A 21,483-nucleotide genomic window follows, 5' to 3' on the forward strand; every position below is an offset into this window, starting at 1 on the left:
AGGCAACTTAGGCAGGTAAGACAGGAGCCGTATACGGACCCGTACGTACGGTTCTGTGAGAGGGCTGAGTCAGCGGTCGCTCCGCTGGCTCACCCTACTCGATCGTTGTGGAACATCGTTTGCGTGCCAGATCGGCATCTGCTTTGTAAACACAACCTGATTCTCGTCTGCGGAAAGCAATTCGCTTCAATTCAGCTTTATCGGCGAGACTCAACCATGTATCGAGTTCCATGATCGAGTCCATTCAGCAACCGTCGGAGCGAAAGCTATTGGACGGGAAACGGTTGCGTCTGGACCGTCTGCCGCCGGAACCGTCACCGCGCGGAAGTGATCCATGGTTGATTGTGATCGCGATTTGCATGGTTTGCGGACTGTTGTATCTCGGCGCGTCGTTGTTTGTTCCTTTGACGATCGCCTTGCTCGCTTACCTGTCACTGCGTCCCGCGGTGGCAAAGCTTTGTCATTTTGGGGTGCCGAAAACGTTGGCGAGCATGTCCGTGATCTTGGTCGCGTTTTTGTCCGTTGCTTTGATCGCGACCGTGTTGTATTCGCCCGTTCAGTCTTGGATGCAGCGAGCCCCCGAAACGCTGCAACGGTTTCGTGGGAACTTTGATTCGTTGACTCAGAGACTGGACGAATTGGACGAGGCCGAAGAGTCCGTTCGAGAAACCGGCCGAGAAATCGGTGTGGAGCAGAAAGTAGAAATCGAAGTCGATCAACCGGAGTTGATTGATTCGTCGTATTTGATCAACACGACCGGGAATGTTCTCGCCTTCATCTTGGCGGTGGCGGTGCTGACGTTCTTTATGTTGGCCAGCGGGGACGACCTGCTCAATCGCATTTTGAATGTGTTGCCTGATGAGTCGCGACGCCGCGAGGTGGTGAAAACGATTGGCGATATCCAGGACAACGTCGGTCGCTATCTAGCTCAAATCAGTCTGATCAATTTCGGATTGGCGGTCGCGGTGACGCTTGTGATGTGGGGTGTCGGGATGCCGACTCCGATCCTGTGGGGCGTCTTGGCGGGACTCTTCAACTTCATCCCGTATGTTGGGCCACTGGGGGCCACCGGATTGGTTTTCCTGGCGGCGGGCAGTGCGTTTGATTCGACAAGCCGAGCCGTTTTGACCGCGATTGCGTTTTGGTTGGTGACCGCGGTCGAAGGGCAGTTTGTCACACCGGCGGTGGTCGGCCACACGTTGAAGGTCGGCCCCATCATCGTCTTGGTTGCCGTCGCATTTTGGGGAGTGATGTGGGGACTGCCCGGTGTTCTGCTGGCGGTTCCAATGTTGATCATGATGCGTCAGATCTTTGCCGCGTTTGAATCGACTTTCCCACTCGCGGTGGTGTTGGGCGAATCGGCGTGCGATCCATCTCATTCAGATTGCGAACCAGTCAAAGAAGATCAGCCCATCGCCGAGATGGCGCAGGCCAACGGCTGAATTCGCGTCAGCCGTCGGGTGGCTGGTACGGTGTTTGCGAGAGTAGCGATGAAAATCAAGTTGGTTCGATCACCTCGTTCCGACAGACTTCATCAACTCTCGCACGTAGGATCCCTCCGATGTCCACGACCTCCGCGTCACGATTCTCTTGGCATGGTTTTCAAGAAGCTCGTTTGCCCAAGGTGCCTTCCTGGGTAGAAACGCTGGGAAGAGCGGGGCACATCGCCAAAGGCGTGGTTTATTTCATCGTCGGCTTTCTCGCCTTTCGTGTGACGATTGGTGCGGGAGGCGAGGTTGGTGGAGCCCGCAATGCAATCCAAGAAATTGGACAGCAGCCCTACGGAAAAGCCATGTTGGGTCTGGTTGCCATCGGATTGTTGGGCTACACGGCTTGGCGTTGGGTGCAGGCCGCCAAAGACACCGAGGGCGCGGGGACAGACACGAAAGGTTTGGTGAAACGGACTGGATACGCGATCAGTGGATTGACGTATCTGTTGCTTGGCGGCTACGCGGGTTCGCTCGCGTTGGGACTTGGCGGTTCATCATCGGGTGGTAATTCGCAAGCGTCTTTCTTGTTGGACAGTACGGCGGGCCGAGTGGTGTTGGGCATCGCTGGGGCAATCACGATCGGTGTGGGAATTTACTTCATGATCAAAGGCTATCAAGCGAAGTTCATGTCGAAGTATCACCTGGCTGAAATGAGCAACACCTTCCGCCAAGCCGCTTTGCATGCGGGGCGAATTGGGTTGATCACTCGCGGAATTGCGTTCGCCATCATCGGGTACTTTCTGGCTCAATCGGCGTGGCAAGGAACCGGAGGCGGGGAGATCGCAGGAATGGGAGATGCGCTTTCCGCGATCGCCAGCCAGACTTATGGGCGGATTTTGCTGGGCGTGGTCGGGTTTGGATTGATGGCGTACGCGGTGCACATGGCACTTTTAGGCTGCTATCGCCGTTTCAACGTGGCGAGCTGAGTCGTCGCTGGCTGATCGGTTCGTTTAGGGGCGTGTCGTCTCGCCTTGGCGGCTTTTTCTGTTGTTTCAGGTCGCATTGTTGCACAACAGGCCATTGGATTGCGTTACGTTAAGGCGTTGCGAGCAAATCGAGTCGATCGCGTGTCCAGCGGGGCGATCGGGAATTGCTCCGCCAATCGAATTGAAATTGGCTCGCACGACGTTGTGAGCGTCCGTTGAACTTCAGCGTGATGCGTCCGCAACCGTCGTTTCCGTTTCATTCGATTCGCATGGGTGGAGTTCAATGTCAGCCGAAGCATCCCCAGTGTTCCAAGTGCCCGGTAACGATTCCGAAATGGAAGCCGCCGGAGCCAAAGCCCGCAAAACGTTTCGCTACTTCTGGCGAGAGATGTCGTGGGAGCGGCGGCGAATTATTCCGGGTTTGTCGCTGGCGGCGATCAAGGCGACGTTTCGTGATCCGCCTGAAATGCAATCGACGGATCCCGATGCTTTGGAAGCGGAGCACATGTGGTTGGTGGATGTCGATTTCGATGGTCGGCGTTTGCAGGGGACGCTGATCAATTCGCCTCAGTCGTTGCAATCCATCGACGAGGGCGATCGTGTGACCGTCGCTGGCAAGCAGCTTTGCGATTGGATGTATGTGATCGGTGACAATGTTTATGGTGGTTTCACCGTGGACCTGATGCGGTCACGGATGGGCAAGTCGGAACGCAAGCAACACGACCAGGCATGGGGATTTGACTTCGGCGAGGTCGGCATCGTGAATTTGGTGCCTCCGGACTACATCGGCGATGAACCGCCCGCGAAAAAGGGGCTGTTTTCACGATTCAGTCATCCGGAAGTGTCGCCGCAGGATTACGACAAGGTGGCGGCAACGGAGCATCCGATGTCGGTCAACATACGTGAGTCACTGGAGGAAACCCTGTCGGAAAATCCAGACATGGTCCACGAGTTGGATGACAACGGATACACGTTCTTGCATCAGTTGTCTTTGGCGGGATCGTTGGATGGCGTCGATGTCTGTTTGAAACACGGAGCGGATCCCAATCGAAAGGCGTCCAACGGGATGACGCCCTACGCGTTGGCAAAATGTCTGGGATGGAAACGCGTGATGGCTCGACTGCAAAATGCGATGACCGATTGAGTTATATTGGGTTCATCACCCGAATTTCCTCCGTTCATCGATTTGGCATGAATCACTGCGTTCGACTGTTTGCCGTTCTGTTGCTCGGATTGCCTTGCTACACCGCCGCACACGCGGATTCAAAACGCACTCCCGTAAGAGTCGCGATGGCTCAGATCGTTTGTATCGACAGCGATCGCGATGGGAACTTGCGTCGAATTGAAAACGCGGTGCAAGAGGCAGCCTCGCGGGAGGCCGATCTGGTTTGTTTCCCCGAAACCGCGCTGTACGGTTGGGTCAATCCGAGCGCCCATGAGTTGGCGGATACGATTCCTGGACGCGACTCCGACGCGCTGGCCGCGATTGCGAAACGTCACCAGGTGATGTTGTCCGTCGGGTTGGCGGAAAAGGACGGAGAATCGCTCTATGATTCCGCGGTGTTGATCGATTCCGATGGCACCATCCTGTTGAAGCATCGCAAGATCAACGTGCTGACACATTTGATGCAGCCACCCTATCAAGCTGGCACCGACGTCGAGACCGTGGAGACTCGGTTCGGACGAATGGGGGTGTTGATCTGTGCGGATACCTTTGATGATTCGGTCGTCGAGCGAATGCAAACGCAGCGTCCCGATTTGCTCGTCGTGCCCTATGGCTGGGCCGCGCGAGCCGAAGACTGGCCAAAGCACGGGGAGTCGTTGAAGGCAACCATTTCACGAGCGACGAAGCGGATCGGTTGCACCATCGTCGGAACCAATCTGGTCGGAGCCATCAGCGGTGGGCCGTGGCAAGGCATGATTTACGGCGGTCAAAGTTATTGCGTAAGCGCCGACGGTGAAGTCCTATGCCAAGGTACCGACCGCGATCGAGAAATCAGCGTTTTCGATGTCGCGGTCGGGAACGCCGTCGGTGATGTGGTCGATCAAAACTAGCGATGGCGGCGAGCCAATCGCACGAAAGGCGACTGTCGAATATCAACAGGCGTGCGAGCACGCATCGCCGTCACGAATTAAATGCTTTTTGCGTCGTCCTGATGATCCCTGTTCAGGGGTTTGTGTTTGGAAGACGGTGAACGTCGACGTAGTAGGCGCCGCAGATGGAGTTGCCGTCTTGATCGAGCATCCAGGTCTGCATCTCGATCGGTCCGGCGCTAAGCTGCGTGCGGAACGTGATCGATTGGCCCGATGAATCCACGGGGCTGGTTTGATCAAAGTCGCCGATTCGCAGGCGTCCGGACTGAATCGGAAGTCCTTCCCCGGCGGGAAAGGTTCCGTCCGTGACCTGCTTCAACGGGATGGCTTGGTCAAGTTTTAAACCTGACTCTTTGGGCCAACGTCGCAGTTCGAATTGATAGGTCCCGGGTTGATCGACGATCAAATGCCAAACACCGTTCTTGCGAACCCCGCGACGGATCTGGACTTGTTGGTCGACGAAGATGTCCAGCCATTCGCACGCGGTCAACAGGCTTGGATTTTCGTTTTCGTGACCGATCACCACCCGTTCCGGTTTCATCACATCGTCTTTCACGCCATCCCACCACTGGTCCAGGTGAGTCCGCATCTTGCTGACGACCTCGGGGTGATCGGCGGCGACGTTGTGGTCCTGGTGGAGGTCTCTGCCAACATGGTAAAGACGCCGATTCTCGAGCAGGCGCCATTTTTTCCATAGCACGGCGGCGCCATGTTTTCTCGGAATGGCGGGGTTGCCTTTGGTGTAAGTGACTTTGAATTGAGGCATGCGGCTGTAGTTGATGACCAACATCCGGTCTTCAATCGAGTCGACTTTGCCCGTGATCCGATCGGCCAGACTGGTTCCATCAAGTGCTTCCGGAAGGTTGTCTCGGCAACCGGAAAGATCAGCCAGTGTGGGCAGGAGATCTTGAACATGGGTGAGGTCGTCGATCTCGGCGGGTTGGATCTTGTTCGGCCAGCGAATCAGACAAGGCACCCGGTGCCCGCCTTCCCACAATTGGGTCTTCTTGCCCCTCATGCCCGCGTTGAAATAGTGCAACCCAAAAGTGCTGCCATTGTCGGTCAGAAAGACGACGATCGTGTTGTCGGCCAGGCCCGACTGGTCGAGGAAATGCGTCAACTTGCCGACGTTGTCATCGATGTTGATCCCCATCGCCAAGAAACTGATCAGGTCTTCGTATTGGGCTGGTTTGGTTTCCATGGTGTGACGAAGTGTTTCGTCATCGCCGATCATTTCGCGAACGCGGTCGCGATAGCGGTCAGGGACGAACCACGGCCAGTGGGCTGAGTTCAGCGCGATGTAGGCGAAGAAAGGTTGGGTGTCGTTCTTTGCCCAGCGGATTGCCTCGTCGAAGAACACGTCGGTGCAGTAGCCCGAGTAGGTTTGACGTTGGCCGTTGTGAATGTAGGTGTCGTCGAAGTAGTCGTTGTCCCAGTGATCGGGAACGCTGTTGATGTGTGACGACGGGAACCAAAGAGCCTCTTCGAACCCGCGGTCTTCCGGACGGAAGGGATAGTTGTCACCGAGGTGCCATTTGCCGAAGAGCCCAGTCCGATAGCCGGACTCTTGGAAGACGTCCGCCATCGTCTTCAAATCATGACGCAGCAGTGTCCGACCACTGCTGACGTTGATCGCGGCATTGCGAAAGGCGTCCAGGCCCGACATCAACTGGCCGCGCGTGGGGGTGCACATCGGAGCCACATGAAAATCAGTGAGCTGGACGCTTTCTGATGCGAGACGATCGAGGTGAGGCGTTCGAATGAACGGGTTGTGATTGAACGAAAAGTCGCCGTAGCCTTGGTCATCCGTCATGACCACAATCACGTTGGGCGATTTCGCGAAAGGCGAATCAGCCGCGATTGCATGTGAATTTAGAAGCAATGCATGGGCGAGAAGGCAGCCAACGAGACTGCGTAGTTGGTGGTGGGGCATCGTGCGGATGGGGTGGGAAGTGAAGGTAGGTGGGAAGGAGATGCCGTCGAATGGGGGCAAGCACTTGGCGGCAATCACGCAGTCATGCTACTTGAAAACGGGGCGTGTTGGGTGAGCGGTTTGTATTGGTATTGCTGTTCATGCGCCCACAAAAAGCGGCCTGAAAGATTGCTCGGGTGAGTCGTCGCGAATTTGTTTGGGTGCCGAAGTCGCCGAGGTAAAATGGTGGCATGAAACGAACTGAAAAATCAATGCAGCGTCGATCTTGTTTGCGTGCTCTCACCGGAGCGTTTGCACTGGGGTGCGTCTCCGCCACCGAGTCGTTCTTGTTTGGGCAGGACGCGGAAGAAGCGGTTGCTCCGCCAGCGGCTCCGATGGATCTGACCAAGCCTCAAGCGACTCGTTGGCAGGTGGGTGTGAACATCGATACCCCGGTGACATTCACATCGGGGATTGCGACCTTCCCCGTATTCATGGATTGGCCCGAGCAAACCGTCGCGGTGACCAACCGATTGGTCGAGGGCCGGGTTGGCAACGTTGCGGTTCGTGACTTGCCAGGAGCCAAGCAAGTTGTTTGCACGATCCCTCGACTGACCAGCGGCGGGTCCGTGCGAGTCGAGTTTGAAATGGAGGTTGTGCGGCAGCCGATCGTCGCACCCGAGGACACGAGTGACTTGGTCATCCCAGCTCGGATGCCTCGGGAGATGCGAGCTTACATGGGCAACAGTCCCATGATCGATGCGTCGCACCCATCCATTCGAAATCTGTCTCGCGAGTTGGCAAACGATGCACCGGAGAACGCTTGGGAAAAGGTTCGGCATCTTTACGATGTGGTTCGCGAAAAAGTGAGATACCAAGAAGGGCCGATTCGCGAAGCTTCGGACGCATTGAAGACGGGCGTTGGCGACTGCGAAGACATGACCAGTTTGTTTGTCGCGTTGTGTCGGAACGCGGGGATCCCAGCTCGCATGGTATGGATTCCGGGGCACTGCTATCCCGAGTTCTATTTGGAACCTCGCGAGGCGACGGCGGCTCGCGGTGAATTGGCGGGGCAATGGTACCCGTGCCAAGCGGCGGGGACCGAGCAGTTCGGAGGGATGTTGGAATCTCGGCCCGTGCTGCAAAAGGGCGACCGGTTCCGCGTGCCGGAACAGCGGACACCGGTGCGTTACGTCGCGGAGTTCTTTCGATGCGACCGACAAGGATCCAAGGCGCCTCGCGTTGAGTTCGTGCGAAAGCCCGTGTGACGTCGCGGGCGTGGTTGGCTGGAGCGATTCCCGGCGTGCCGGTACACTTCTCGGACCGAAGAGTTGGTTTCGAGTTTTGACCCCGTGAGCACATGTCCAATCTGCACGCCGCTTATTACGCCGACGCGATGGTTCGAGTCGACGCTCCGTTGATTCGCAATGAGGCCATCGCCGAGAACACTCATTTGTTGCGTGTGGCCGCGCCGGAGATTGCTCGGACGTTTCGTCCGGGGCAATTCGTGATGATTCGGATGACCGGCGTGAACGCTCCTTTGATCGGCCGCGCTTTCGCGATTTACGATGTGCACGCGGGGGCGGATGGTCAGCCCGAATCGATCGATTTGGTCTATCTGCGCAAAGGTGCGTTGACGCTTCCTTTGTCGGAAGCACCCGTGGGAACGATGGTCACCGTTTGGGGGCCATTGGGGAACGGGTTTGATGATCGTTCGTGCGATCGTTTGATCATGGCCGTTGGCGGGATCGGTCAAACGCCGATGTTGGCCGCCGGGCGTGATGCGATGCAGAAGGGTTGGGCAAAGAATGTCGAGCTGATCTACGGGGCACGCCGCGCGTCGTTGCTGGCGGGTGTCGACGATTTTCGTGCTTCGGGTTTTCAGGTGACGACTTGCACGGACGATGGTTCCGAAGGCCGAGCGGCTCGCGTGCCCGACGTTCTGTCCGATCGGTTGAAGGAAGTGCGAGCCACGTCGCCGGATGAGACCGTTCGAGTGATCACGTGTGGTCCCGAAATCATGATGGAAAAGTCAGCCGAGGTTTGCCAGGAACTCGGAGTGGATTGCCAAGTCTCGATGGAAACCCCGATGGCATGCGGGATCGGGATTTGTTTTTCCTGCGTCGCGAAAGTCAAGCAAGACGATGGCGAATGGGATTACAAACGCACGTGTGTGGAAGGCCCGATCTTCGACGCGTGCAAGATCGTTTGGGATTGAGACCGAGCGCGGTGAAGACGCGCGGGTTGGGGGAGGTTCCCGGCTGGTATGGCCGCAAGCTGGCCCGTCCGGCATTGGCGGTACGGTGATCGGTTAGGGAATCGCTGAGGCGAACGTCTACTCGTCGTATGCTTGCGACAGTTTCTTGACCACATCCGCGACGGCTTCGCGGTATTCGGCGGGTTCCAAGACTTCCGCGTCACTTCCGAGCGCCAATACCTTCGGAAGCAATTCGCGAGGATGCGAGGCGGGCACCGTCAGGATGAAATCGCTGGATGAGTCGGCGGTTGATTCAGGTTCCAGCGTTTGTTCGGGGTGCCAGGGATCTTCACGAAGGTACGAGGCCGATCGGTTGCCCAGCCGGATCTTGACTTGCGTGCTGCTGTCTCCTGAAAAGATGCCGATGCTCTTTCCGAGGAACTCGTTCAGGTTGATCTTTGGATCGGGTTTGAAGTAGTCGTCCGTCACGGTGGCTTGCGTGAAGCGATCCAGTTTCCAATTGCGCAAACGTTCGGATTCGTCGGTGACTTCCGGTGCCGCGGCGACGACGTAGATGCTGTTTTGGTGAACCGCCAAACCATACGGTTCAATTTGTCGAAGCGATGCTTCTCGGCCGACCGGTTTGTATTTGATTTCGACGACGCGATGTTCCAGGATCGCGCGGTTGATGGTCTTCAGCATTCCCGATTGGGCTTCGTAGGTCTTGCTGGGGGTGCCAGAGACGTACAGGACTTTGCGATAGCGTTGGTAGTGCTCGTAGACGCCTTCGGGGATTGCTTCTTGGACCTTGTTCCAGAACGTCTCGATGCCTTGCCAGTACTGGGTGCCCATCAGCGGGTAAAGCAGTTCACGGCCAATCGACAGCGCGATCAGCTCGGTGGCTGAGAATGCGATCTCGTGAACCGCAGTGTGGTTGCGGCCCAGGCGATAGATGCGACCACGGTCCAGGACTTCGTTTTGGATGTCATAGCCGGCGCCCTGCAGTGCTTCCAGGTCTCGTCGCACCGTGCGGGTATGCAAGGTGGACAGCCCCAGATCGAGAATCAGATCCCCGCGAAGTTCGTCCAGGGTTCGGCCGAAGCGAGAATCTTCCAGCAGTTGCAGAAGCTTGTGTTGGCGAATCAGTTGTTCGTTGCGTGCCACGTATGAAGAGCCTGGGCGTCAGGTGAGCGGAAGCGATGGTGCGGGAGGCTTGGTCGTCGTGACAGTTCGAACTACTTTTGGGTTCGCGGGCGTTTGGTCTTGGGGGCGGAGGAGTCTTTGCTGGATTTGGCCGGTACACGAATTCGCTGCATCGAGATTTCGCCGTCCTTTGTCTTTTCGACTTGGATTTGTGGTCCGGGGCGGCGACCGCGGCGAGGCCCCGATTCGATGGGAGTGAATCGTTTGTTGATCGGCTGCAGCAATTTGGTCAGGCAGTAGTTGTTAATACTGAGTCCCAATTCCGATGCTTCGGCAACGCAGGTGGCGTGCATGGTGCGAGGCAGTCGCACGGTGATCATTCGCTCGGGTTCGTGCAAGCTGGTTTTGGAACGATCTTGGCTGCGGATCGAGGTCATGATTTCGAGCAGTTCGGCGAACTCCGGCGAGGCCTCGAAGTGTCGGCGCTGGGCGGCTTCGGGGAACAGTTTCCAGACCACTCCATCGCAGCCCATGATTTCGCGATAGAAGACGACCCAACTGCCGGTTTGTGCGAACACTTCAGCGGCCAGTTTCAAGGCCATCTCCGCGCGTTCTTCGTAGGGCATCTCCGGGTCGTAGGGCGACAGAACAATGTCGCTGGCGGTGGAGTCGGCTTCAGGCACAACGCCACGTTTCTTTTGAGTGCTGCTGGGTCGTCCCGCGGACTTTTTCGAAGGCAGATCGCTCGCGTAGATCGCCGCGTTGTTGTCGCTCGCTTCGTTGTCCGAGCTGCCGGAATCGCTTGCGATTTCCAAGGAGGCTTGTCGGGAAGTTTGAGAAGAGTCTCGTTGCGAAGGCGATGACGTCATGTCGTGGGCGATCGGGGTTGGCGGTGCACGGGTCGTTTGGGACGTGGTGCCATCCTCCAAGGTGATCAAATGCGTCTTCGGAACCTTTGCTAGCAATAGGACTTACGTCAGTTGTGTGGCCTTGCTTGTTTTTTGTGCACGCCCATTCGCGGCGGGGTGTCGCCGGCCTGCACGTTTTTTTAGCAGGTGAGAAATGCCTGAATTGAAAGTGTCCACTTCGGTGGGCAAGGGAAAAAGATTGGAAAAGTTTTCTTGAAGAGTGTGAGTCTCGGGCGTCGGATGATCGCTGCTGAAGCGGGTCTTGGGTGGGCTCAACTACTAATGCTGAGAGTCGATATCAACGCCGCGAAAACATCGTTGAAGTCCGCCTTTCGGGGCGTCGGTCGGGGTTTGCGTTGCAGGAGAATTCTGCAAAGCTTGGATTGTGAAAGCGGAGGAAAATTGCTCCGCCAACCCAAACTCATCCGTGACCGCAACAAGGAAATGCAATGGCTAGCGAAGCATTGATCAATCAGTTGAACGAGATCCTGAAGCACGAGTGGACCGGCGTGGCTCAGTACTCCCAAGCGTCCTTCATCATCGAAGGTGTGTGGCGTGAAGTTTACGCCGACAAGTTCTTGGGCGACGCGAAGGAGTCCTTCGGTCACGCTCAATTGGTCGGCGAGAAAATCGTCGCGTTGGGCGGCGTGCCCGTTGCGACTCGCAACGAGATCAAACAAAGCAAGAATCTCGTCGAAGTGCTCGAGTTCAGCCGCGACTTCGAGGCGAAGGCGGTCGAGATGTACACCAAAGCGATCGAGTTGGCCGAGCCCACGCGCAGCTTGGTCGTCTTCTTGGAAGACATCCTGAAAGAAGAACAGGAAGGCGTGGATGAGTACACGAAGTTGCTCCGCGACACGCCCGCTTCGCACGCGTCGATGAGCGGCGAACCTGTCCGCAAGTCGGGCTGAGCGTCCGAAGAGAAAGGTTGTCCGTTTCGACGGAGTTTGGAGGCAGTCCTGTGGGGCTGCCTTTTGTTTTGCGCCGGCGGTTGGTGGACCCTGTTGGGCAGAGAATGGCTATCGCCACTTGCCGGGGGGGCGCGTGGGAGTGGTTTGTGGTCAGCGGGTGCGGACGAGGTCGGAGGGTGAGATGGATTGTTGGCGGCAGGTGTGTTCGGCCGCGACAAGAAATCGGTCGGCATCGACGGGGTAGCCAGCGGTCGGTTGGAATGGGATGTCGCCCGACCAGTGCCTCTGAAAGTAGTCGTTGAAGAACGTCATCGCGATTTCGCGAAGGCACTTGGCGTGCAGCGAGCTGAGTGCGACGGGAGCAAACGAATCACCTTTGACCGTGAAGTGCATTCGCAGGGTTTGGTCATCAAGTCGCACGTCGTAGCTGCTGCACCGATTGGTTTCTTGCACGACGCGAATGTTGGCGTCCGGAAACGTCGCGGAGAGAACACCAGCGTAGTAGCGTCGCCCGCCGTGCCGGTCGAAGAAGACTTGTCCATGGCGATGTTGCTTCAGCGCCGGATCGCGAAGCATGGAAGCGACCAAGTTCAAACTGGTTTCACCGAGCAGGTCGCTTTTGTTGGCGGTGCGTCCGGTGGCGGGACAAGGTTCGCAAAAGGCGTTGAAGGCTTTTGCTGTCACCAGTCTCGCGCGAGCTTCGTGCAAGGACCAGTCCGGAACTTGCCAAGCTTGGAATGCTGGTTCGACGGTCTCACGCGAAAGCCACTTGGTTGGCAAGTCGGTGGGCCAGTTCGTCGCCTGGCGCATGCCGCTCAGCCATGGGATGGCACTGAGTTGCTCGATGTCGTCCGGGATCAGGGTTGGCAATCGTTGTTGCCACGTCGACTCGGGACGCTGCATCGCATGGTGTGCAAACGAGAGTGCTCGGTGCAAATTGCCAAGGGGCGATGAGTCACCGCGTCGATGCGTTCGGCTTTGGAAGACTTTCTTGGAATCGTCGATGACAATTCGTTGCCCATCGATTCGAACGGGCGTCTTCAGAAGGTCGAATCGGTTGGCTGTGTCGTCTGACCATTCCTCGGAGTCGACTGGGCCGTCCCAGCGAGTTGCAGCCACCACCAGCGGTCCGAGTTTTGGGCCATAGCCAGCTTCGTCGACTGCGATTAGGAACATGCGGCGGATTCGGTTTCCGGTTGAGACTGATAGCTCTCCGCGAAACGAATCATGAGGTCTTCATTGCTGAGCAGCGCGTCCACCACATCGGCGGCCCACTGTTTGCCGCGCCCTTCGCGAAAGATTTTGCGTACCTTATCAAGAGGCATGCCGCGTCGGTAAGGGCGGTCGCTGACCATCGCGTCAAACGAATCGGCGACGGCCAAGATCTGTGCTGAGCGAGGGATGTTGTTGCCCGCCAATCCGTCCGGGTACCCGCGGCCGTCCCATGATTCATGGTGGTGACGAACCGCCGGCAGGATATGACGGAAGGGGCGAATCCCTTTCAGGATTTCGTAACCCAGCACCGGGTGAAGTTTGATTTGGTCGAACTCTTCGTCGGTCAGTGCACCGGGCTTTTTCAGCACCGAGTCATCCACGCCAATTTTGCCGATGTCATGCAAGATGCCAGCGAGTTGTAGCGAGTCGGAGTCTTGCTCGGTCATGCCCAATCGCCGCGACAACGCCACCGCCAAATCGGCCACGCGTGAACTGTGTCCGCAGGTGTAAGCGTCTTTTGCATCCAGAGCCGAAGCCAATGATCGGACCATGCCCTCGAGCATGCTTTGCATTTCGATGTATTGGCGTTGATTGACCAAATGCATCGAGAGCATCATCAACACGGAACGCACGAGATCAATGTCGACGGTCGTGAATTCAGGTTGGCTGGTCGAGCGGATCGTGATCATTCGGCCGAGGTGAGTTCCGCCGCGATGAATCGGCAGGATCATGACTCGGATGTTCTCGAGCCTTGGTTCGCTGCTCTGGTTCACGATGGTGATGTCGCGAACGATGCCGTCGGTCTTGGCCACGTGTCGCCAAGCTGCCGCGACGGTGGATTCAATCTCGCTGGTGGAAAGGTCTTCGCCGACCAACAAGCGATCGGGTTCGCCGTCCAAGCAGTCTGTGTCTGCCGGTGCAAGTTCAACAATGAATGTTTTGGATGGGACGCACACTGCCAATTGGTGCAGCATGTCCAACACGACTTCTTCCGCGTTGCTTTCCAATTCCAGCTTGGCGGTCAAGTCGTGGATCAGTCTGATCTCTTCGAACTTGTCCGACAGGGAGATCGACAGTTGCTCGATGTCGTGAACCAAGGTTCGGTTCACACGCTGGATCGCCTCGGCGGGATCGCTCTCGACATTGGCGGCTTCAGTTGCCGCGCGTTCGGCGACGCAGACGCTGGCCATGACACTGGCATGCAGCGGGTCGACGTCGGAAATCGGCTGAGTTGTTGAAGCGGTCATGCCAAACCGTACCACTTCGATCACACTCGCAACGAAAATGTGCCATTTTGGGACCGGCATGGTTCCTTGCCCCCCGCGCGTTCAAGCGGGATGTAACGATTAGGCGTTTTCGCCTTCTTCGCTTTGCAGGCTGCGACGCTCATTCTTAAGTGCGTCACTGACTCTTTGCAGCAGTTCCAGCTCGTCGGCAGACAGCGATTCGACCCCGTCTTGGTGCAATCGCTGCAGGATATCGTCGACTCGGGCGGCGTCGTTGGCTTCTTGCCGTTCCTTCTGCAGTGCGTCGCGAAGTCTTTGTTCTTGCCGACGATTCTCACGAGTCGTCCGATACCTGCGCCACGTTGCGGCGGGGCCGAACTTGCCTCGCAACCGCCCGATGGGATTGATCTCGCCAACCTCGGTGTACTCGGCTCGACGGACAATCGATTCGTAGATCGCGGTCAGGTCCGCGTTGCCGGAGGAAGTGAAAAGCCAGAGCGACAGCGCAACAACGCCGGCCACGGCGGGCCACGCCATGCCGCCCGGTTGTCCCATGATTCCCGTCGTGTGCAAAATCCAGTTTCCGCCAACGAGAATCAAAAGAGCTGACGCGATGACCCAGGCACGCATGCTTCGCAAGCAAACTCGCGGATCGTTTTGGGGACCGCCGCCAAACAGTGCGATCACCAGTGACCAGCCGACTCGTCCGAGCGATTGAGGCAGTGGCGTCAGGTTCCATAAGCCTTGCAAACACCACAACCATGCGGCAGCGGCCCAAGGGTCGTCCAGCCAAACCAACGGCGATCGTTCTGGGGTGGCTTCTCCGAAGAGTAGTGAGATGGCGATCAGTGCCAACGAGCCAACCCCCAGGCTCAGCATGCACAAAGACCATGTCATCAAGACGCCGGCGATGGAGATGCTGTGCGGCCGTCCGCTGGGGGCCGTCCAAACGCCGGCAACGGTGACAATGCATGCGCCCCGCAAAATATTCGCGCCGCGTTGCTGCCAAATAGCAATGCTGGTTTGCAACGCGAGTCCCGCGATCCAAAACGACAGCAGCCATCCCATCCAATGAATATGGGTTTGCCAGTCAGTCGTTCCGTTGGCATCCGCCAAGTAAGCGGAGATGCCAATGGCGATCGCCGCGAAAATTCCGAGCGGCAATGACATGGCAACAGAAACCTCGACGCCCGCCACGCGTGCCACCGGCCAGCGAATCGAACGGCCGAAACACATCGATTGCTCGATGGCTTCTTGTTTCCGCAACGTCGTTGCGGAAGATCGATCGCCGGGGTGGACCGGAGTCATGAGGCAGGGCTGGGGGCGAAATGGCAGGCGGCCGGAGGTTTCTGTTTGGGTATTCCGTCATTGTAGGACGTAGGAAGACCGCGTGCGGATCGCATTTTGAGCGAAAGAAATTCTTGTTGCCTCGGACTCCATGGCGACGCGAGCACCCATGGTGGTGTTGGAGGCAAGCCGCCCGCAGAAAGAGAGCTTCGAGTCCAAAGTGGCTCGGCTGAAGACGCAAAAAGCTGCCGAGTACGGCTCAGGTGGCAACGACGCCGGAACGTTTGCGTTTGATCATCGTCAGCTCGTTCCCAATTTCGTTGTGATGAATCTCGTCCATGAACGCGCTGATCAAAAGCAGTCCCCGGCCGCCGATCGATTCCAGGTTGGCGGGATCGGTTGGATCGGGCAATGCCGACACGTCGTAACCCGGACCTTGGTCTCGGATCACAAACACGGCTTGGCTTCGAGTTGCGGTCAAAGTGACGTAGGTCCGTCGTTCCGCGTAAGGAGACGTTTCGCGGTGGCGAGCGATCTTTTCCTGGTAGGCTTTGCCGTCGTCGACTTCGCGAAGTGCCGATTCGACCTCCAAGTTGCCGTGGATCATCGCGTTCAAGATGGCTTCGTCGAGTGCCATCGCGATTTGCGTCCAGGTCATCTCGTCGAACAAATGAAGTTGTTCGAGTTCATGTTCCAGTCGCGCGATCACCGCGGGAACGAGTTGCTCGTGACTGGGCAAAACCAGTTCCAGCTTGATTCGCGAAACGCACTGGTCGATGTCAGTGGCTTGCGATGCTGATCGGCTGACCTTGAGGACTTGCTCGACCGTTTCGACCAAACCTTCACTGGCCAAATGCAGTGGAATGTAGGTCGCCGCGCCACGCATCAACGCTTCGCCGGCAACGGGTTCGGCTCCCTCGCGTGTGATCAAGATGATTGGAACGCGAGGGGCGAGGGCTCGCAATTGTTCGACCCATCGGATCGCAGCGGTGCCGGCGTCGCTGGAGGGCGAGCTGGAACCGCTCATCGATTTGCACTGAGGAAGCTCGGTGATGATCAAATCGAATGTGTCGACTGACAAATGCTCGAGCGACTGGTCGCAAGTGTTCGCCGAAACGACTTCGAAAGAATCGTCCTCGAGAATGCGCACCAATTCGTCGCGTGCATCCGCATCGGATTCGATAATCAGAACGCGATCACTCACGGGAGCAGACTCCGCGAAGGGCAAACAGTCGAGCCGCTGAATCTCAGTCCCCGGGCATCTCGTGCCCTCTGATTTTCAGCGCCCGGGGCAACGTCCCCAGGAATCCATACTGTAGGTCGCCTTCTCGGGTGAGGAAACCACCCGAAGATGCCGCTCGGGAATGTTAGCCACCAGTCCGTGCTGATCGAGACCTGTGTTCGTCGCGAGTTCGGATTGCTCGCTGCTACTGGTTGGGGCTCGTCAGGTGAGGGGCTCGTCGACCCGACGAGCCAGCCTTACAAACCAACGTCGCGAATTCCATCAGCGATCTGCGTAGACCATGGTCGATTCTTCTTTCGTGACCGGTTTGGGCGATTGGTCGCTGGTCACGATCGCTTTCACGACATGCGTTTCCGCCGCCAAGCCACGAACGCGGATGCGATAGGTCAGTTCGGAGCCAGCCGGCAGTTCGTTTTCCGGGGCGAACATCATGCCGCCTTGACCGTCGGGACGAACGTCCGCGTCGGCACCGACGACTTCCATGCCGCGAGGCACCATCAAACGGACTTGTACATTCGAGTCGTTTCGCGAGCCGGTGTTTTGGACGCGGATCTCGTAGGTGGTTTCGGCGCCCTGCTCGATCGGATCCGCCAAGTCGCTGATGGCGAAGGTCAGCTCGGCTTGCGATTCGACTCGGACGGTGTTCTCGCTGGTCGCACGAGTGTCCAGGTCGGCGGAAGCTTCCAGTTGGATGGCTTGTTCACCTTCTTCAACTGGCAGCAGTGTCAAAGGCACCTTGGCTGGTTTGCCCGGTGGCAGCGAAGCCAGCGACCACAACACGGCGTGGCGGTTGGGATCGTAGTAGCCAGCGTTCTCGGTGCTGACGAAGGTGAACCCGCGATCCAAGCGTGCGATGATTTCGACATTGGTGGCCGGGGCGGTTCCACGGTTCAGCAGTTCCACTTCGTAGGTGGCTTGTCGTTCCAAGAAGCGGCGACCTGGACCGGTCAAGCGAATGTCGATCTCCGGTGCAACGACTTCCACTTCAACGGTGTGTTGGGTGGGCTCGGCATCGTCAGAAACGAGTTGCACGGTATTGCGAATGACGCCTGGAGCGGTGGCTCGCATGCGAAGCACTTCGTGGCGAACTTCACCGGGACGCAAAGTATTCAAATACGAATCCAATTCGCGGCCACCGGGGTGGTCCATGCCTTGCGGGACGTCTTCGCGAAGGACAACGTTTGTTGCGGCACCCGATCCAACGTTGGAAACTTCCAATTCGATTTCGAGCTGTTGTCCGATCAAAACTTGAGTCGGTGCGTGCTGCACCACTTTCAGTTCAGGTCGGGTGCTGCGAGTGCGAACGGACGCGGCCGCTTCGAAAGTCACTCGCGCGATGCTGCCGAGTTCGCCTTCTTCGATCGGTGTCAGGTTCATCGTGATCACGCGTTGCTCGCCGGCGGGCAGATTGCCAAGTTCCCACATCAAGGCATCGCCTTGCATCACGGGATTGCCTGATGCGTCATTGAATCGCATGCCAGCGGGAATCGTGTCGTGGACTCGCACACCCATGGCTTCGGCGGTGCCAACGTTTTGAACATTCAGGCGGAACGTCGCGGGTTGGCCGACTTTGACCTCCGGCGGAGCTTCTTTGTGAATGACGATGCTTGGTGTTTGCATTCCTTCCAATCGTCGTTCGCCGGGCATCGCGAATGCGGTTGATTGAGCTTGTGTGCCCGCGTCGGCTCCACCCATGGCGAAACCGGGTGCGGGCAGTCCACGTTGGCTGGCGAAACGAGTTGGCAACTGGTTCGGCGCCGATGGGTTGGGCGTCGATAGGTCTTGAGCGGCGGGGTGAGGCGAACTTGGTTCGGGCGTGCCGTAGGCGGAAGGTGCGTTCATCGAGTCGTTTGCACCAAACTGCATGTCGGCTGGTGCCGATCGCAGGTCGTTCATGGCGGGAGCACCACGTCGGCTGGTCGGGCCGGTGGGTTCCGGCATGCCGGCGAACTGATTGGGTGATTCGAAAGCGTTTGGCTGGTTGGGATCTGCGCCAAAACCATGATCCGCTGCTGGTCCGTAGTCCGCGCGGTTGGCGGGAGCGGAATCGTTTGAGAATCCGGGAGCGGGCAGGTTTGGAAGTGGTTGGTCGGCGAAAGAGTTTTCTTGGTTTTGTGCCGAAGGCATCCCAACAGGCTCTGGCATGGCGGACATGTTGGGAGCATCGCCCATTCGTAGGGCGTTGCCCGAACGCATGTCGTTGACGGGAACGTCGGTCATCGCCGCAGCGTCAGTGGCTGGGCCAGGGACCGGAGCAGCGGGCATCGATGGTGCACTGGCTTCGCCGAAGCTGCCGAGCATTCCAGGTCCGCCTTGGTCGGTCGCTGGCATGTCCGCGGAAGGTCCTTCGTTGATCGGTGCGGTGGCCTCCATCGGGGCGGGCGTTGACATGGTCATGCTCATGTCAGGCATTTCGAAGCCGCCGGGCATCGATAGATCAGCTTCTGGCATTGCCATGGGTTGGCCTCCGGTTGTGGGCTCGTTCCCATCCGCGGGCGCGTCCATGGGAGGCATGCCGAAAGTCATGGGTGCCGGAGCGTCCGCCACGTTGGCTTCGGGCTGGGATCCAGGTTCGGGCATCGAGAATGACGAAGGACCGGCGCCGGGGTCGGAAACCGATTCGCTATGAGACGCCATGTCGACCGGTTGAGAGACAAAGGTCTCGTCATCGAATCCGACTTGCTGGATCACGCTCGGTTCGTTCGTCGGCGTTGGGTCCGATGAACTATCGAATTGGGGCGCGGCGATGGGGGCCAGCATTTCCGATTGCCAGCTCGGGACGTCGAGCGCGGGTGCGGAGGCCTCGGCCAGTTGGGTGTCGTCCGGCAGTTCGCTGCGTTGGGCTTGGGCTGCGGCAAAAGCACCCAACAAGATTGTCGCGACTCCGCCTGTTAGCCGGTAGCCAATTCGTTTGCCGAAAATTTCCATCGTTCGCATTCCTTTGCGTGTCTTTCGCGTCACATCCTGGCGAAAGTCTGGTTCCAGGCATGCGTGGTTAGCAAACCGTCGCCGCATGAAACAAGGTCAGAAACCGAATCAGCGATGAATTCTCATTCTCGAATTCGTTCCTTTCAGGAGAGTGGGCCTTTGAGCTGAGTCGGCGGTGTTCAGGCGACACCGGCTGTTCGCTGAAAAAGTAGATTCGCGGGCGACCCAAAAATAAAGGGTAAGAAATGTTGCCGTTTCAACTGGCTGCAGTAAGGAAGAGGGGTGGGCGGTGCATCTGCATGAGCGGGTGGGTGCGTAATGTGAGCGTAGGCTCCCCTGGAGGGTGGTTTAGGATCGGTGAAAAAAGAGGGTTTTGCTGCGTAAAATGTCGCAGGCAGCGAACTTATGCGGTTTTTGCGTTGTCGGCTACGCGTCCATAGACTAGCCATGGAGTTGGCGGATCCAGTTCTGACGGTATGCCGCCGCACGCAGAGATTTCATTAGTTTTTCATCAGGAGTGTATGATGGTCAAAAAAGCATTTGCAGCGTTTGCTTCGATAATTTGTCTCGTTGGTGTTGTCGGGTGCGGCCCCAACAACGACGTCACGGTCTCTGAGGTGGACGACAGCGTCGTGCACACCGAAGAGCAAATGGAGGCGATGGAGGAATCCAACGCCGCCGACATGATGAGCAAGTGATTTTGCGAGGCTGACCGACTTCGGGTCGGTTTTGCTGAGACGATTCTGCTCTCGATTGAGAGCTCTTTCTCTGGACACCGTGTTGGTTGTCCACTTTTCTTTTCTTTGTTTTCAAAGGAGCGTTTTCAATGAAACGCAAATCTCCTCAGGGCTTCACCCTCGTCGAATTGTTGGTCGTGATCGCGATCATCGGCGTGCTGGTGGGGCTTCTCTTGCCTGCTGTTCAAGCGGCACGCGAAGCAGCGCGGCGTATGCAGTGCAGCAATAATTTCAAGCAAATTGGCTTGGGTATTCACAACTATCACTCGGCGTACAACCGACTGCCGACCCAAAGTGGTGGTACTTACGACAATCCAGGAAATCGCCACCTGCAGAGCTTTTTGGTCGGGTTGACCCCATTCATTGAGCAGCAGGGGTTGTGGGAGCAAATCGCCAACCCACGCGCTATCAACCACAACGGAAGCACCCGTGGCACCCCGTTCCCCGCGATGGGGCCCGTGCCTTGGGACCGCAACTACACGCCTTGGTTGACTCAGGTGGGTACATTCCGTTGCCCAAGCGATCCGCTTACACCTCCGGGTAACTTTGAAGCCTTCACCAATTACGCAGCTTGTATCGGTGACGGAATCGGCAGTAACAACCACTCATGTGTTAATCAGAACGGCACCGAAATGGGATGGTGCTTGCCACGCCGAGGCGGGATGGACCGGGGGTTCTTCGTGACTCGGGTTCAGACTCGTTTTCGTGACGTCTTGGACGGTTTGAGCAACACGATTGCTTGCGGTGAGATTGTGGTCGACAACAACACGTTGGAAATCAACACCGTGGTCGTCAACCGTAACCGCAACGCTGCCTTCTTCAGTGAGCCAGCGGTTTGCGAAGACACCATTGATCCGGCACGCCCGCAGTTCCACGTCGCTGGCACTAACGCGAATAGGTGGGATATTTCGCAGCGACGCGGGATGCGTTGGGCGGATGGTCGTCCCGTGATGTCGAGTGTGACGACAATTATGCCTCCGAACGGCGTCAGTTGTTCATGGGCCGGCGACGGTTCGGACTGCATGGTCACCGTTGGTAGTCGTCACCAAGGCGGTGCCCACGTGTTGATGGGTGATGGGGCGGTTCGCTTCATCACTGACTCGATCGAAGCGGGGAACTCGCGAGCGAACGCGCCAAACTGGCCGGTTGGATCTTCTACCACACCTCCGGGAGCAAGAAGCCCTTACGGTTTGTGGGGAGCTTTGGGAACCAAGGCGATGAAAGAAACTCAAGGTCTAGAGTTCTGATAGCGGGTCACGGTTGTTT

The 21,483-nt window shown here is 57.6% G+C and carries 17 protein-coding genes; 9 read left to right on the top strand and 8 right to left on the bottom strand.

What is annotated here, in order from left to right; genetic code table 11:
• The first annotated feature begins 230 nt into the window (after positions 1-230).
• The 4 genes from LOC70_RS06435 (at position 231) to LOC70_RS06450 (ending at position 4,471) form a co-directional block, all read left to right on the top strand.
• Positions 231-1,442 (top strand): AI-2E family transporter, encoded by a 1,212-nt coding sequence (locus LOC70_RS06435; RefSeq protein ID WP_230252645.1) that lies wholly within the window; start codon positions 231-233, stop codon positions 1,440-1,442.
• A 119-nt stretch (positions 1,443-1,561) separates the two neighbouring features.
• Positions 1,562-2,416 carry a DUF1206 domain-containing protein gene (locus LOC70_RS06440; RefSeq protein ID WP_230252647.1) on the top strand — a complete coding sequence of 285 codons (855 nt, stop codon included), beginning with the start codon at positions 1,562-1,564 and terminating at the stop codon, positions 2,414-2,416.
• A 283-nt stretch (positions 2,417-2,699) separates the two neighbouring features.
• Positions 2,700-3,560 carry a DUF2314 domain-containing protein gene (locus LOC70_RS06445; RefSeq protein ID WP_230252649.1) on the top strand — a complete coding sequence of 287 codons (861 nt, stop codon included), beginning with the start codon at positions 2,700-2,702 and terminating at the stop codon, positions 3,558-3,560.
• Between the two features lie 47 nt (positions 3,561-3,607).
• Positions 3,608-4,471: a carbon-nitrogen hydrolase family protein gene (locus LOC70_RS06450; RefSeq protein WP_230252651.1), complete on the top strand. Its 864-nt coding sequence runs from the start codon at positions 3,608-3,610 to the stop codon at positions 4,469-4,471.
• A 112-nt stretch (positions 4,472-4,583) separates the two neighbouring features.
• Here the strand turns inward: LOC70_RS06450 and LOC70_RS06455 are convergent, their stop codons facing one another.
• A complete protein-coding gene (locus LOC70_RS06455) occupies positions 4,584-6,443 on the bottom strand; it encodes an arylsulfatase (protein ID WP_230252653.1) in 1,860 nt (619 codons plus the stop codon).
• A 230-nt stretch (positions 6,444-6,673) separates the two neighbouring features.
• On the opposite strand from LOC70_RS06455, the gene LOC70_RS06460 reads away from it, so the two are divergent.
• Entirely contained in the window at positions 6,674-7,690 is a 1,017-nt protein-coding gene (locus tag LOC70_RS06460; RefSeq protein WP_230252655.1) for a transglutaminase-like domain-containing protein, read from the top strand.
• A 92-nt stretch (positions 7,691-7,782) separates the two neighbouring features.
• Positions 7,783-8,640 (top strand): dihydroorotate dehydrogenase electron transfer subunit, encoded by an 858-nt coding sequence (locus LOC70_RS06465; protein ID WP_230252657.1) that lies wholly within the window; start codon positions 7,783-7,785, stop codon positions 8,638-8,640.
• Between the two features lie 117 nt (positions 8,641-8,757).
• On the opposite strand, the gene LOC70_RS06470 is transcribed toward LOC70_RS06465, so the two are convergent.
• On the bottom strand, positions 8,758-9,783 hold the full coding sequence (locus tag LOC70_RS06470; RefSeq protein ID WP_230252658.1) for a helix-turn-helix transcriptional regulator: 1,026 nt from the start codon (positions 9,781-9,783) through the stop codon (positions 8,758-8,760).
• A 71-nt stretch (positions 9,784-9,854) separates the two neighbouring features.
• Positions 9,855-10,631 (bottom strand): hypothetical protein, encoded by a 777-nt coding sequence (locus tag LOC70_RS06475; protein ID WP_230252659.1) that lies wholly within the window; start codon positions 10,629-10,631, stop codon positions 9,855-9,857.
• Between the two features lie 488 nt (positions 10,632-11,119).
• Between LOC70_RS06475 and LOC70_RS06480 the strand changes: the two genes are divergently transcribed.
• Positions 11,120-11,581 carry a ferritin-like domain-containing protein gene (locus LOC70_RS06480; protein ID WP_230252660.1) on the top strand — a complete coding sequence of 154 codons (462 nt, stop codon included), beginning with the start codon at positions 11,120-11,122 and terminating at the stop codon, positions 11,579-11,581.
• A 150-nt stretch (positions 11,582-11,731) separates the two neighbouring features.
• Here LOC70_RS06480 and LOC70_RS06485 read toward each other — a convergent pair whose 3' ends face one another.
• From LOC70_RS06485 to LOC70_RS06505, 5 genes are all read right to left on the bottom strand, one after another.
• Entirely contained in the window at positions 11,732-12,757 is a 1,026-nt protein-coding gene (locus LOC70_RS06485) for a hypothetical protein (RefSeq protein WP_230252661.1), read from the bottom strand.
• The gene (locus LOC70_RS06490; protein WP_230252662.1) at positions 12,748-14,043 is read right to left on the bottom strand and encodes an HD-GYP domain-containing protein; all 1,296 of its coding nucleotides are present in this window, start codon (positions 14,041-14,043) and stop codon (positions 12,748-12,750) included. The genes LOC70_RS06485 and LOC70_RS06490 overlap by 10 nt, the downstream gene beginning before the upstream one ends.
• Positions 14,044-14,142: 99 nt before the next feature.
• A complete protein-coding gene (locus LOC70_RS06495; protein ID WP_230252663.1) occupies positions 14,143-15,330 on the bottom strand; it encodes a hypothetical protein in 1,188 nt (395 codons plus the stop codon).
• A gap of 238 nt (positions 15,331-15,568) precedes the next feature.
• Positions 15,569-16,513 carry an ATP-binding response regulator gene (locus tag LOC70_RS06500; RefSeq protein WP_230252665.1) on the bottom strand — a complete coding sequence of 315 codons (945 nt, stop codon included), beginning with the start codon at positions 16,511-16,513 and terminating at the stop codon, positions 15,569-15,571.
• A 300-nt stretch (positions 16,514-16,813) separates the two neighbouring features.
• Positions 16,814-19,489, bottom strand: a complete 2,676-nt coding sequence (locus LOC70_RS06505) for a COG1361 S-layer family protein (protein ID WP_230252667.1) — start codon at positions 19,487-19,489, stop codon at positions 16,814-16,816.
• 467 nt (positions 19,490-19,956) lie between these two features.
• Here LOC70_RS06505 and LOC70_RS06510 point away from each other — a divergent pair, with 467 nt between their 5' ends.
• Together LOC70_RS06510 and LOC70_RS06515 are read left to right on the top strand one after the other, a co-directional pair.
• On the top strand, positions 19,957-20,178 hold the full coding sequence (locus tag LOC70_RS06510; RefSeq protein WP_230252669.1) for a hypothetical protein: 222 nt from the start codon (positions 19,957-19,959) through the stop codon (positions 20,176-20,178).
• A 128-nt stretch (positions 20,179-20,306) separates the two neighbouring features.
• On the top strand, positions 20,307-21,464 hold the full coding sequence (locus LOC70_RS06515; protein ID WP_230252671.1) for a DUF1559 domain-containing protein: 1,158 nt from the start codon (positions 20,307-20,309) through the stop codon (positions 21,462-21,464).
• The last annotated feature ends 19 nt before the right edge of the window (positions 21,465-21,483 follow it).

The sequence above is a fragment of the Rhodopirellula halodulae genome, from assembly GCF_020966775.1.
In the GTDB taxonomy this organism is placed as follows: Bacteria; Planctomycetota; Planctomycetia; order Pirellulales; family Pirellulaceae; genus Rhodopirellula; species Rhodopirellula halodulae.